Genomic DNA, 13,929 nt, shown 5'->3' with positions numbered 1-13,929 from the left:
CATCGTTGTTTTAGGGCAATTGGTGGCTGCCGGCTGGCTTCCTCATAGAAGATATACTTCACTGGTTAGAGGAAATATACTTTTCCTGTCAGAGGATATATACTTCATTGACAAAGTCAGTACTACTTACTTTTTTGCGTTCTTGACGTAACGATCCAGCCATAGGTCACATTCATACAATAGATGTAATATGTTCTCTTTGGCGGCGTAGCCATGACTCTCATAGGGCAATACGACATAACGTGCGATCGCCCCGTGGCCTTTTAGGGCACTGAACAGGCGCTCGGATTGGATCGGAAAGGTTCCGGAGTTGTTATCCATCTCACCATGTATGATTAATAAAGCTCCATGTAGTTTATCGGCAGACATGAATGGCGACATGGCATTATATATTTCCGGTACTTCCCAATAAGTACGGGTCTCTGTTTGGAAGCCGAACGGGGTAAGCGTACGGTTGTAAGCCCCGCTACGTGCGATGCCGGCTTTGAACAGCTTGGTATGTGTTAATAGATTCGCTGTCATGAAAGCTCCATAGGAATGTCCTCCTACGGCTACACGATTCGGATCACCTACACCCATCTCGGAAATAACTTTTACGGCCGCCTCGGCGTTCATTGTCAATTGCTCAATGAAATCATCGTTCGGCTCCGCTCCCTCACTGGTACTAACGATCGGCATCTCGACATTTTCCATTATACAGAATCCACGTAAAACCCAATAGACGGGAGAACCATAGTTGATATTCGTAAACATGTATTGAGAACCTCGTACCTGAGAAGCCTCGGCCTTGCTTTTATATTCTCTCGGATAGGCCCACATTAAGACAGGTAATGGACCGTCCTTCGCTTTATCATATCCGGCAGGGAGGTATACGGTCGCTGTTAGATCCAAACCATCCGCACGTTTATACTTGATCTTTTGTTTGCTAACGTTTGCCATGGCCGGATATGGATTGGCGAAATGAGTCAATTGAGCGAATTTTTTCTTTTTCAAGTCACGAGAACAGAGATTCGCTGGTTCTGTAATGGATTGACGTGAAGTGATCAATTGAAGCTTTTCTGGATTCGCTACCTTTAGGATGGTCTCATAATATCCGTCCTCGCAGCGCCAAAGTTCCGTGTTCTTTTTTGTTTTCAAATTGTAACGGCTAAGGTAAGGCATATCCCCTTTAGGTGAGGCTCCTTGGGCAAGCATCAATAACTCATTGTGGGCTTTATTGGTATAAACGATATATTTACCATACGCATTTTTAATCGTAAGTGGATTTCCCGGATTGTTGTAATTATCGTCGGTGGATACATTGAATAATAGAACCGGAGACTCAGAAGAGCAAGGCTTAAAAGTAAATGTCCTGTTTTTACGAGTCTCCCGGGAAGTCTCGATCAATAAAGCGAAAGCATCGTCATTCCACAGGATGTTGCGGAAACGTTTCTCTGTCTTTGCGACTTCCTGTTTCTCGCTGTTGAACGGATAGCTTATTTGGTAGATAATATCCATGAAATCGGTCTTGTTTTGCTTAGGATCTCCTTTATCTTGCGCTTCCGCCCAGTAAACGGTAGCCGGTTGATCCGATCTCCATCCGAATTGACGGGGATAAGGCGAGGTCGTGTCATATCCCATCGGAATATTGACGGTTGGATTATCCGCTAACGTATAAATGGAATTGCCTTGTAAGTCTATGACCTCGAACTTTTGTGGGAAGTTATATACCGGTACTTGATAGGAATACGGACGATGAACTGTCGCGATAAGTAGCAAAGATTTATCCGGGGATAATGAAAGCGTACTGCCGTAGATTGCTGGTTTTCCGATCTCGTACACAATGCCCTCTTTTATACGTACCAATTGGGAGGTGAAATAATAGTCGAATAATTGCTCGTCGTATGGATTTTTCAGCAAGTCTTGATAGGTACGAGCGGGCATCACCTTTCCAGTACTTTCTTGAATGATGGGACCGGATGGGACTGTGGGTTTCTCCGGTGCCTTCCCCCTGTTTTCTGGAACCATAAGCGTAATAAACTCATTGTCGCTAATCCATAAGATCTCCGCTCCACTTGTCGCATTGATTTTACGGGTACTTACTTTCTGAGCTACGGGCTGTTCCGGGGTACAGTTATAAAGATATACGCCATTCGCTTCTTCCACGAATAGAGCTACCTTATTGGATGAAGGAGAGAATGAGGCTTCTGTGATTACCGCGTTGTCAGGAATTCCTTCAATCTTGATTTCTTCTTGAGTAGCGATGTTCATTAAACTGGCACCCGTATATTCGGCTTGCCGGCTCGTATTGAATGTTTCGGGACTGATACGCATTCCCGCTAATTTAAGCTCCGGTTGCGCAAGCTTGGCGATAGACCGGTACGGGGAACGCTCTAACTGGAGTGCCCACTGATTGTTATCACTAATTCGGATGATCGGGGATAATTTGGCTAGGGCCACTTCCTCTATTACGGCTGGAGGACGTTGATAATGTGTTTCTTGCGCTATTCCAGGACATATAAGCGCTAAAGAGAGCAGAGCTGAAAATAAATGATTTGTTTTCATAAATAGTGATATAAGAAATCCCCAAAGATAACCTGTTAAAGTATACTTTGGGGATTGTGATTAATGTAAGTTAACGTAAAAAGAGTGTTAATAGTTCTTTTCGATCAAGTCGTTGAAATCTGTTTCCTTTTTTGGAATCTCGAAGATCCAACCATCAGCATTCGGATCCTTGTGCAAGAAACCACAGAAAGTAGCGTCAAAATTAGACCCGGTTCTATCCAATGGCAAACCTAGACGTTTCAAGTCGAACCAACGGAAACCTTCGCCCCAAAGTTCGATACGGCGATGTGTCATGATCTCATCCGCTAGTTTTGCGCCTGTGTTACCCAAATCCTTGTACTCTGGATCACGTTCTTTCAACAAGGCTTGCAAATATTCCTTTGCTTTTGCGTCTTGATTGGAACGAGCGAAAGCCTCGGCTGCAGTCAAGTACATTTCGCTGATACGCATGAAGGCAAAATCACCTACAGCATCAGCTGTAGAGCGTGCCGTGAACTTGCGGTTCTGATAAACACGCTGGTTGTAAGAAGTTGCGGGTACTTCTGCCTTTCCTGTCGGATCCCACCATTGACGGCGAAGATCGGTTGGCGACATTAAGTCGTAAGTACTTTGGCTGATACATTTGATACCTGTGCGGATAGAGCTGGAGTTGAAGTTCCAAGACATATACGCATAGAAAGAGTAGAAATAAACCGTTTGGTCATTCTGTGTCATTGCGGCATACATCGCCTCTTTCGTAGCGGAAGTGATATTAGCGAAACCATTCATCAATTCAGACTGAGACATGATCTTACAGCCATCTTTCTCTGCTTCATTGATAGAATTCACTGCGGCCGTAGCTGCGTCTGCGTATTTCTGTTGAGTCAGAAGAGCACGTGCTTTCAATCCGTAAACCGATGCTAGGCTATAATGATTCTTATCATTTGGCTCATAGTCTGCCAATAAGTTCAATGCTTCGTCTAAGTCCCCGTGAATCTTTGTGTACACCTCTTCTACCGTATTACGTGCCATAGGCTCGATTTCCGGACTCGTACGATAAGGAACTCCCGGTTGAGAGTTGTCCTGTCCGTTACGATATGGTTTCGCATAATATTGTACTAGATTGAAATGACTCCATGCACGAATTGCCAAACACTCGCCCTTGATATGGTTCGCAAGCGCTTTTTCGCTATCTGTGAGTTTTGACTCATCGCTAAAGTTATCATTCAACGCTTTCAAGATGTTGTTTGCATTCAAAATGAACTTATAATAAGTTTCCCACTCACCGGAGTTGTACGAACTTGTTGCGTTCGTTGGATAACTCCAGTTTAAGAAACCTTGATGCCAAGTCTGCGTGTCCCATGTCAAATCATCAGCTAACGCTTCTCGACCGATGATGAAACCGGGCTCACCTCCCAAACCTTGGTTGCCTAAGTCTTGAGATACCATCTTACGATGAATACCGTTCAGTGCAAGATAAAGATTGTCGAGCGAAGTGGATACTGTCGTGAATGAAACGTTCTCGGTTGGGATTGTATCCATATAATCGCTGGAACAGCTTGTGCCGATCAGAGAGCCACTTAGAAGCAGTCCTGCTGCGATGTGTTTGAATAATTGTATATTTTTCATATCTTTTCCTTTGTTTGATGTATTATGAATTTAGAACGATACATTTAAACCGATCGTAAAGTTCTTAGCCGGCATATATTCATTGTAAGATACTCCGGCATAGTTAGCTTGCGGATTCAGACCTTGACGGGCTTTCAACATGAATAAGTTCTCTGCGCTGACATTGACGCGTGCACTCTTGATGTTGATAACGTTTAGGATAGACTTAGGCAAGTTGTAAGCCAAAGTGACAGTACGCAAGTTCAAGTAATTTGCGTTTGTCAACCAACGTGTAGAATAGGATTGTCCAATGCTAGTCGCATGACCTGAGTTATTGTCCAAACGAGGTACATCTGTGATCTGGCCCGGAGTTGTCCATGCGTTATGTAGATCCGGTGACATCGCATAACCGAACTCACCTACATCCATCAATCCTCTATAACTCGAGTCAAGCACCTTGCCTCCTAATGAATAAGAGAATACGGTAGAAAGGTCGAATGCCTTATAGCTCAAATTGATATTGAAACCACCATATACTTTCGGAACGGCAGAACCACTGAAATCATATTTCGCATAGCTATAAGAGTTTGTCAATACTTGACCATCTTTCTCTACAAGTGTCTTTTTTACCGCATCTTTAATATTACCATTCGCATCGGTGTTGTTTTCGGCATCAAAGATATACAATCCATCTCCGTTATCAGGATTAACACCCCACCATTGACGTAACCAGAACTCATAGATTGAATGTCCCTCCATCAATTTCTTAGAGTCTTTGATGATACCATCTTTCCGGTTGGCATCAGGCAGACGAGTCACCTTATTATTGATGAATGTAGCGTTTGCGCCGACTGATAATTTCCAATCTTTTGATTTTAATACTTGGTAGTTTAAGTCGATTTCCACCCCTTGGTTACGAACTTTACCAATGTTTTGTACGATCTTTTCGACACCACTGGATAACGGTTGGCTAACATTGAATAACAAGTCTCTGGAGGCCTTACGGAAGAACTCGACCGTACCATTCAAGCGACCGAACAATCCGAATTCTAAAGCGACATCGGTAGAAACCTGTGTCTCCCATTTCAAATTATTGTTTGCCATAGTCGGGAAGTAGAGACCTGCTTCCAAACCGTTGTTGATACCCAAATTATACAAGGTTTGATAAGGATAGTAATCCTGTTGTGTGTCATCATCTGTATAATAGATGGCATCGTTTCCGGTTTCACCGTAGGATGCCCTCAGTTTCAAATTGTCCACCCAAGTCAAGTTTTCCATGAAATCTTCTTGGCTGATACGCCAAGATGCTCCGAATGACCAGAAGTTACCCCAACGGTTATCCTTGCTAAAGCGAGAGGAACCGTCACGACGATACGAGGCTGTTACATAATATTTATCATCGAAATCATAGTTCAAACGAGCGAAGTATCCTTCTTTCTTATATTCGCGTGTATAAGAATCCATTGAGCTTATGCTTACGAAGTTACTGTACTCATACGTTCCGGAAACGATCTCATTAGTCTTCATACCGTAGTTATATTGTAAACGGTAGCTATAGTTCTCATGGCCTAACAAAGCTTCGATGTTATGCTTACCAAAAGTCTTTGTGTAATTAATCAACTGGTTGAATGTCTGTGTCAAGAAGTTTCTATTTCGGATGTTCAAACGTCCCGGTCCTGCGGTTCCGTCACCTACCTCTGGGTTCTCATATACTCTACGGCGTTCATCCTTATTGTCAAATGCGTAGTTCACTGTTAAATTCAATCCTTCGATCGGAGTGATCGTTACATAAGTACGGGCACTAGAGTTTGTGGTAGACATCAAGCGATCGTTCCACAGGGCCTCAGCGATACCGTCGCGTCCATTGCTGGAGATACGGGCTCCTTCATAATCGTAGGTATATAAAGCCGGATCAGTAACTACGTTTCCTTCTTTATCCAAATAAGCCCCTGTCTCAATATCATGCTTATGTACCGGATAGATCGGTGCCATAGAACGAATGAAACGAGATAAGTTACCATAACCAGCGGAGTTGCTAGAAGTAGAAGTAGAATAATTGGAGTTTGTACGACTTAAACCTAAATTCAATCCACTCTTGAACCATTTCACCGGATAGATATTATAGTTCAAGCGTGCGTTGTAACGCTCAAAGTCTGTCTTAATCATATATCCCTTATCATTCAGATAGCCTATGGAAGCATATGTGTCGCTCTTTTCTGTTTTTGTATTGTAGCTTACATTATATTCTTGGCGATGTCCGGTACGGTAAGCGGCATCTTCCCAATCAAGGTCCTCACCCCATTTTAAAGCCGAGGCTGATGGATTCAATAAACCGTCTGTGCCCACGATTGCGTCATTGGCGATTCCTACGAAAGGATTATATTTTAATTTGTTGATAATATCTTTAGAAGCATTAGCGGCAGCGTCGGTAGCACTTTGTCCGAGTGACATATTTGCGTTTCTCAACATTTGCCATTGCAAAGGATAATAATCGTATACACCTACTTTTGCGTAATCGTTATAAGCTCTGCTAGACCAACCTTGTGAGATACTCAAGGTAACACCTGCGCCACTGCTGCTAGAACCTTTCTTAGTCGTGATCAAAACCACACCGTTACCTGCGCTAGATCCATACAAAGATGTAGAAGCGGCATCTTTTAAAATTGTCATTGATTCGATATCAGATGGGCTGATAGAAGAGATATCACCACTGAAGATGGCACCATCCACTACATATAAAGGAGCATTATCCGCGTTTACTGAACCAAAACCACGGATCGTTACCTTGGCAGCTTCTCCCGGTTGTCCGATAGAGGAAGTCATTTGTACTCCGGAAGTGTTTCCTTCCAATGCGGAGAGGGCGTTACTCAATGGACGTTTGTCCATCAAAGCGGCACCCACCGTGGATGCGGAACCTGTAAAAGAACTTTTCTTTGCGGTACCATAAGCTACGACAACAACTTCATCTATAGCTTGAGAATCTGAAGAAAGAACAATTCTCATGTTTTGCTGAGCTGTAGTTTCTTGAGTCCGTAAACCTACATAAGAAATAATTAGCTTAGCATCTTTCTGAGTTTCTAACTCAAATTTACCATCTAAATCGGTAATGGTTCCAATAGTGGTTCCTTTTACTACGATGGATGCACCTATAACAGGCTCCCCATCATCTTCATTAATCACTACACCGGTCACCTTCATTTGCTGGGCGACCATACACTGCACTCCCAGAAAGAATGAGAGTAGTACAAGCGTTAATTTGTACTTCATAGAATGAATTTGTTTGTTAATTAGACACACATTATTTTTTCAAGAGACCATAGTTTGCACAGAACTACAGTTAAAATACTTATCAAAAAAATGTACACACCAAGACTCCTGAAAATCACAGCCGCAAATATACTAATTTTTATTATAAAAAAGCAAACTGTTATAAAACATTCTAAAACTAATATAATATTGATTGATATTGTCAAATTCAATTTAGTTGTACTGGGGATCTTGTTGCATTATGATAGCTGGCAGGAGGGTTTTTGGTCTTAGCTATCTATCTGTTAATTATGCTGTTAAACATAGTTCTGTGCAGACTAAATGCCTTAATGGATGCTGAAAGGGAAGATGTCCATAAAGGATATCTTCCCTTAAACTTTGTGTGTATAATAAAAAAATGAAGTATTAATTAACGTTTATAAACGGATAGGGTTACCATTATAGAAATCTAGAATCTTCGTACGGAAGATAAAATCATATTTGGCCTGTGCCTGTTCCGCTAGACTTTGCGCGTATTTTGTTTTAGCCTCATTAAATTCAAAGACAGTGCTTTTACCTGCGTTGTAACGCTCTTGGGCATAATTGAACGCTTCCTTGCTCGCCGTGACGGATTTGTCGGAAGCCGTATATTTCTCTTGGGAAGCCGTTGCGTTGTAGTACGCTTGCTGGATTTCCTTGTATAACGTTTTCTTTGTATTTTCCATCAGCAATTCCCGGTTGATAATGTTGATCCTTGCGGTACGAACGCTATTGCGTACTTGGAAGCGGTTGAAAAGTGGAATGCTCAATGAGAATCCGACGATCTTTTGCCCATTCTGCTTAAACTGCTCGCTAAAGGAACGAGTATCGGCAAATTCACCTCCGGAAGTAGAATGATAATATCCATTGCTGTAACTAGCCCCGAAATTTAACTTGGGGTAATAGCCCGCTTGCGCGACACGCAACATTTTCTTTTGGCTCTCTAGCAAATACTGTTGTTCCTTGATCTGAGGCTTGAACGTAACCGCATGATCGTAAATGTTTTCCGGAGGTAGGATGCTACTCATATTATCAGCCACCGCATCTTCAATTACAGGAGTCTGTATATCGAAACTCCGATCGCTTCGCTCTAGTTCCAGACTTTGCGCCAGATCCAGTAAAGCGAGGTTCACATTGTTTTGCGACTCGGTAAGCGTGACCTCATCTTTCGCTAATTGGGCCTTGATATCATACAGTTGGGAAAGTGGCACCTTTCCGGCGTTCACCATGGCCTCTGTTTTATTCACCTGCTCCTTGTCTAGTTCCACTTGTAGTTGCGCTATTTTCAGTAACTCTTTATTATAAAGTACTTGCAGGTAGTAGGAAGCTATATTGATGGATAGGTCTTCTCTCGCCTTATTCAAGTTCTCGATAGACGCTTTTAGATCAAGTTTGCGGGCGGCGATATCGTTCGGTATTTTTAACCCGTCAAATAAAGGCATGTCCAGATTGATCCCCAATGTGGAATTGGCGGCGTTCTGGTCCACGATCACCCCGGATTTAGACGTGGAGCGTCCGAACTGGAAGCTCTGTCCAAGACTGCCGTTTAGGGCCGGGAGCCAACTGTATTTGCTGGTATGTAAGTCTACCTTTCGGCTTTCCTGTTCCTGCTCCTTTTGCTTTAAGTCGATATTATGCTCGATGGCATATTGGATGCACTCCTCCAGACTCCATTGCTTCACCGCATCCTGAGCGAAAACATAGTTTCCGGACAGGAGGGAAACGATTGCCAGTATATATAAGTTTCTTCTCATCATACAATCTTTCTTTTATTTCTTATTCGGGTCAATAGCTGCGCCCCGGACTTTATCGGTCGCGGCCAGTCCTTCTTGAACCTCGATCTTGATACCGTCGGACAGACCTACCTTTACCGGATGTTTCTCGAAGACTTGCTCCGGTTGCTCTTGTTTAACTAACTGAACGAATGCGGAATCCCCTTGGAACTCGACCGTGCTTTCCGGGATCGTAAGAACGTCTTCCGCACGTTTTAGCACGATCTCGGCGTTGGCGCTATATCCCGCACGGATGAAAGCATCTTCGGGGATCGTCACGGCTGCCTTGATCTCAAATTGAATGGCTCCGTTTTTCTCAACACCTTTGGGTGATACATATTCTAGCAAGGCCTCGAACGAACGGCTTTCCATGGCTCCGATCGTAAGCTTGATAGGCATTCCCTCGTGAATGCGCCCGATCTCGGTCTCGTCTACGTTTCCCTTGAAGATCATGTCATTCATGTTGGCGACTGTGGCGATTGTCGTACCGTCGTTGAAGTTGTTCGCTTGGATAACGGAGTTACCTACTTTCACCGGGATATCCAGTATCATACCGGTGATGGTACTACGGATCTGCGTGGTACTGGCTACATTGGAGTTCTTGGCGATACCGTCACGAATAATTTCCAGTGCGCTTTGCGCGTTCGCTTTCTCCTCGACCGCCTTTAAGTAGTTGGCCTTCGAGAGATCGAAATCCTCTTGGGCGATAACACCTTGCTTGAACAGCAGTTCATCTCTCTTATAGGTTTCCTCCACCTGTTTAAGAGATATATCCGCTATGTTTACGCGAGATTCGGCGCTATTTAGCTGTACCATCTCCGGTATGACCTTGATCGTGGCGATAATCTCCCCTGCCTGTACCATCTGTCCCGCTTCTTTCCTTAGCTCGGAGATGATACCGGATATCTGCGGCTTGATCTCTACCTCGTAGCGAGGTTCCACGCTTCCGGTGGCCACCGTCTTGGTCTCTACCGTATCCCTTTTGGGGGTTACGACCTCATAAACGGTTATTACCGGTTGCGCCTTCTTCCATAAGAAATAGAATGTGCCTATTACCGCCGCACCTACGATCGTTAATAAGATAATACGTAGGATTTTCTTTACGATGCGATTCTTCATGATTATATAGTTTTATTTTAATTATCGATTCGTTATTATTCATCTCGGATGGCATCTATCGCTTTGATCTGCATGGCTCTCCATGCGGGAATCAGTCCGGCCATAAAACCGCTTATCAGTAGTACCACCGCGGCGGCTACCGCTGTTTGGATGTTTACGCCGGGATTCAGCAGGGTCGGATCGTTCGTTGGATTGGCGGACAATATCTTATCCAACAAATCCAAGAGGAAGACTCCGGCGCTTAATCCCAGTAAGCCCGCCAAGGCAGTCAGCACCAAGCTCTCGCTCATGACTTGCGAGATGATGTCGAAAGGCTTGGCTCCCAAAGCCCTTCGTACGCCTATCTCCCTCGTGCGCTCTTTTACCGTTACCATCATGATATTGCTGATACCAATAATACCCGATAGCAAGGTACCCATGCCGACCAGCCAGACCAAGATGTCGATACCTGTAAACAGTAGATTGAATGTCTTGAATTGTGCGGCGATATTGACTACGCCTATCGCCTGAGGATCGGTCGGTGCGATCTGATTTTGCGTCTTCATGATATTCTTGACCTGCTCGATCGTCGTCTCAATCGGATATCCCGGTTTCACGCTCAGTGCGAGGAAATGCAGGATATCGCCTTGGTTCAAGGTCTGCTGCATGGTATTGAACGGAATGAAGACGGTTTCTTCTCCCCGGCCGCCCAGATTCAGGCCCGATGCCCTTTGGTTGACCACTCCTACTACTTGGTAGTAAAGCCCGTTCACCCGGATATATTTGCCGCAAGGGTCCTCGTTGTGGAATAATACCTCATTGATCTTCGTGCCGATCAAGCAAACCTTGCGCTTTTCCCGCATATCGATCTCATTCAATAAACGGCCATAGTATAGGTCTTGCGTATCGATATTGAAGTAAGCCGGATATATACCTTTCACGTTGAACGTTCCGGTCATTATCCCGTAAACGATATTCTTTTCCGAGCGGCTGCCCCAAAGGATGGGGGAGATATCCTGTACGCTAGGTACGTCTCGTATGATGGCGTCTATGTCCCGGTTCCTCATGTTCCAGTTTCGCCCCTTGTTGAATCCTTGGTAGGGTTCGCTGGTGCGATCGGCGTAGAAGAATAGCGAATTCGTCGCGAATCCGTTGACGCTCTTGAACATGGCGTTCTTGAATCCCGATCCGGTACCCAGCAACAATACCAGCATAAGGATTCCCCAGAACACGCCGAAGCAAGTCATCAAGCTACGTGTCTTGTTGCGGGTGATGGTTACCCATATTTCTGTCCATCTGTCTATGTCAAACATATCTTTTCGGTTTATTCTGTTCTCATGGCTTCAATAGCGGATACATTCACGGCTTTGCGAGCGGGGAAATAGCCCGCCAGCACCCCGGCTACGACCAGCACCCCGGTAGCGGCCAGCGATATCCCTAGGCTGACGGTCGGGTGCCGGAATAAGGTAAGATCCTCGCCGGGATTTCCTCCGGATGAAGCGTTGTTCATCCCGCTCATCGTCATGCCATAGTCGATTAGCTCCGTCAACCCGATTCCCATCAGCATCCCGATGTAACCGAATATGGCGGTGATCATGATGGACTCTACGATGACAAGCTTCAATATCGAGGCCGGTTTCGCCCCGATCGCCTTCCGGATGCCGAACTCCCGGGTCCGTTCGCGTACGGTGATCAACATGATGTTGCTAACCCCCACGATACCAGCCATCAAGGTGCCGATACCTACGATCCAGATGAAGAGCAAGATACCGTCTGTCATCGTATTGAACATACGGATCTCATTGCCGGTCATCCACATACCGATGGCATTCTTGTCTGTCGGGTCGAATATGTGCTTACGGGCCATATACGACCGGAACCTGTTCTCGAAATCCTTGCACTCTTCTTCGGTGGAGACCCCGTTTACCGTAAAGTAAATGGAGCCGAACCCGAAGCCTTTATTATAAAGTTGTTGCGCTACGGTAAACGGTATATATGCGGGCGCGTTGTTACTCTTGTCGTCATCATCATAGATACCAACAACTTGATACATCATATTGCCGCATTTCACGTATTTACCCAGCGGGTCCTCGTTACGGAATAGCACTTCCGCCATACGGGGGCTTAGTATGATTACCTTGCGTGTAGCGTTCATATCCATCTTATTGATGAAGCGCCCGTTCTGGCTCGCTACATTAATATATATAATGGAATTGTAATCCTCGGATACGCCCCGCAGGTCGCCCACGATGTATTCTTCCCCATACGAGATGGTATCTGTTTGCGAAATGGTAGCCGAGCAGTATTCTATTTCCGGGAATGCCATCTTGATGCCGCTGAGATCCGCTTCCTTGAACTCGATCCTGCGGTTCGTGGGGTTACCTTTATAAGGCATGGTGGTATAGCGCCCCCAAACCTCCACGGTATTGGCGGAAAACCTCCGGAAGTTGAATATGATGCCGTTTCTCAACCCATTTCCCGCTCCCAGCAGGGTAATCAGCATAAAGATCCCCCATGATACGGCGAAACCGGTCAAGAAGGTACGGAGCTTGTTTTTCTTTATCGTGCTCCATATTTCCCTAAAATTGTCAAAATCAAACATGCGATTCTTCGTTTACGGTGTATTCAATCAATCCGTCTTTTACCCGGATAATCCGGTCGGTAGCTTCCGCCACGGATGGCTCGTGGGTAACGATCACCATGGTCATACCTTCTTGGTTTACGCTACGGAGGAGTTCCATCACTTCCACGGTCGTGGTACTATCCAATGCCCCGGTAGGCTCGTCGGCCAATATAATCTGCGGCTTGGCGATCAAGGCACGTGCGATGGCCACACGTTGCTTCTGTCCGCCGGACATCTCGTTCGGCATATGATCCGCCCAATCCTTCAATCCCACCATGTCGAGATATTCCAGTGCCATGGCGTTTCTCTTCTTCCGGCTTACGCCTTGGTAATAGAGTGGGAGAGCTACGTTCTCCACTGCGTTCTTAAACGAGATTAAGTTAAATGATTGGAAGATGAAGCCGATCATACGGTTCCTCAGCTCGGCGGCACGGCTTTCGCTTAGATTCTGAATCAACTGTCCGTTTAATAGATAGGTGCCCGTGTCGTACGTATCCAATATCCCCAAGATATTCAATAGGGTTGACTTCCCGGAACCGGACGCTCCCATGATAGATACCATCTCTCCCTTCTCTATATCTAGGTCGATACCTTTCAAAACGTGCAGTGGGGCTCCGTTAAAGTACGTTTTGTTTATTCCTTTCAGTTGAATCATCATATTATGTAGTTACTTTATATATTAGACGTACAGTTTGCTAAATAAGTTACACTGTTGGTGAACACTTTTATCATCTGGTTACAAATATATGTTTTACTAAGATACCTTGTATCGCAAGGTACTACTAATTATGTAATATTAACAAAGAGGTCTTGATTATAAGTAGATCCTTGTTCCTTTCCTCTGTATATTGTAGGCCAAACAAGCGGCTGTCTTACCCAATTCATAAAGATACATTCATCATGCACCAACTGATGCATGATCTTCTAACGGCTGGTGCATGATCATCTACCAACTGGTGCATGATCGTCCACCAGCCGTTGGACGATGAAGCTAACCTTATCTTTGCCCTAATAGATAAA

General features: G+C 44.8%; 8 protein-coding genes. All 8 read right to left on the bottom strand.

Features of this window, described 5'->3' with window-relative positions; genetic code table 11:
* Window positions 1-126: 126 nt before the first annotated feature.
* Window positions 127-2,544, bottom strand: a complete 2,418-nt coding sequence (locus tag HMPREF0999_RS14385; protein ID WP_005859321.1) for an alpha/beta hydrolase family protein — start codon at window positions 2,542-2,544, stop codon at window positions 127-129.
* A gap of 87 nt (window positions 2,545-2,631) precedes the next feature.
* Window positions 2,632-4,152, bottom strand: coding sequence for a RagB/SusD family nutrient uptake outer membrane protein (locus HMPREF0999_RS14380; RefSeq protein WP_005859319.1), 1,521 nt, complete (start codon window positions 4,150-4,152; stop codon window positions 2,632-2,634).
* A 30-nt stretch (window positions 4,153-4,182) separates the two neighbouring features.
* Window positions 4,183-7,398, bottom strand: coding sequence for a SusC/RagA family TonB-linked outer membrane protein (locus HMPREF0999_RS14375; RefSeq protein WP_009276221.1), 3,216 nt, complete (start codon window positions 7,396-7,398; stop codon window positions 4,183-4,185).
* Window positions 7,399-7,814: 416 nt separating this feature from the next.
* A complete protein-coding gene (locus tag HMPREF0999_RS14365) occupies window positions 7,815-9,173 on the bottom strand; it encodes a TolC family protein (protein WP_009276220.1) in 1,359 nt (452 codons plus the stop codon).
* 12 nt (window positions 9,174-9,185) lie between these two features.
* Window positions 9,186-10,307: an efflux RND transporter periplasmic adaptor subunit gene (locus HMPREF0999_RS14360; protein WP_009276219.1), complete on the bottom strand. Its 1,122-nt coding sequence runs from the start codon at window positions 10,305-10,307 to the stop codon at window positions 9,186-9,188.
* 35 nt (window positions 10,308-10,342) lie between these two features.
* Window positions 10,343-11,599: an ABC transporter permease gene (locus tag HMPREF0999_RS14355; RefSeq protein ID WP_008779237.1), complete on the bottom strand. Its 1,257-nt coding sequence runs from the start codon at window positions 11,597-11,599 to the stop codon at window positions 10,343-10,345.
* An 11-nt stretch (window positions 11,600-11,610) separates the two neighbouring features.
* Window positions 11,611-12,888, bottom strand: a complete 1,278-nt coding sequence (locus HMPREF0999_RS14350) for an ABC transporter permease (protein WP_005859307.1) — start codon at window positions 12,886-12,888, stop codon at window positions 11,611-11,613.
* Complete coding sequence (locus tag HMPREF0999_RS14345; RefSeq protein ID WP_005859305.1) at window positions 12,881-13,564, bottom strand: ABC transporter ATP-binding protein; 684 nt, start codon at window positions 13,562-13,564, stop codon at window positions 12,881-12,883. Before HMPREF0999_RS14345 ends, HMPREF0999_RS14350 begins: the two co-directional genes overlap by 8 nt.
* Between the last annotated feature and the right edge of the window lie 365 nt (window positions 13,565-13,929).

The sequence above is a fragment of the Parabacteroides sp. D25 genome (genome assembly GCF_000307475.1).
Lineage (GTDB): Bacteria > Bacteroidota > Bacteroidia > Bacteroidales > Tannerellaceae > Parabacteroides > Parabacteroides distasonis.
This window is presented reverse-complemented; position numbering and strand designations above follow the sequence as displayed.

Coding starts and splice junctions, on each gene's coding strand:
- HMPREF0999_RS14385 (WP_005859321.1), bottom strand. CDS start 2,544: ATGAAAACAAATCATTTATTTTCAGCTCTGCTCTCTTTAGCGCTTATA.
- HMPREF0999_RS14380 (WP_005859319.1), bottom strand. CDS start 4,152: ATGAAAAATATACAATTATTCAAACACATCGCAGCAGGACTGCTTCTA.
- HMPREF0999_RS14375 (WP_009276221.1), bottom strand. CDS start 7,398: ATGAAGTACAAATTAACGCTTGTACTACTCTCATTCTTTCTGGGAGTG.
- HMPREF0999_RS14365 (WP_009276220.1), bottom strand. CDS start 9,173: ATGATGAGAAGAAACTTATATATACTGGCAATCGTTTCCCTCCTGTCC.
- HMPREF0999_RS14360 (WP_009276219.1), bottom strand. CDS start 10,307: ATGAAGAATCGCATCGTAAAGAAAATCCTACGTATTATCTTATTAACG.
- HMPREF0999_RS14355 (WP_008779237.1), bottom strand. CDS start 11,599: ATGTTTGACATAGACAGATGGACAGAAATATGGGTAACCATCACCCGC.
- HMPREF0999_RS14350 (WP_005859307.1), bottom strand. CDS start 12,888: ATGTTTGATTTTGACAATTTTAGGGAAATATGGAGCACGATAAAGAAA.
- HMPREF0999_RS14345 (WP_005859305.1), bottom strand. CDS start 13,564: ATGATTCAACTGAAAGGAATAAACAAAACGTACTTTAACGGAGCCCCA.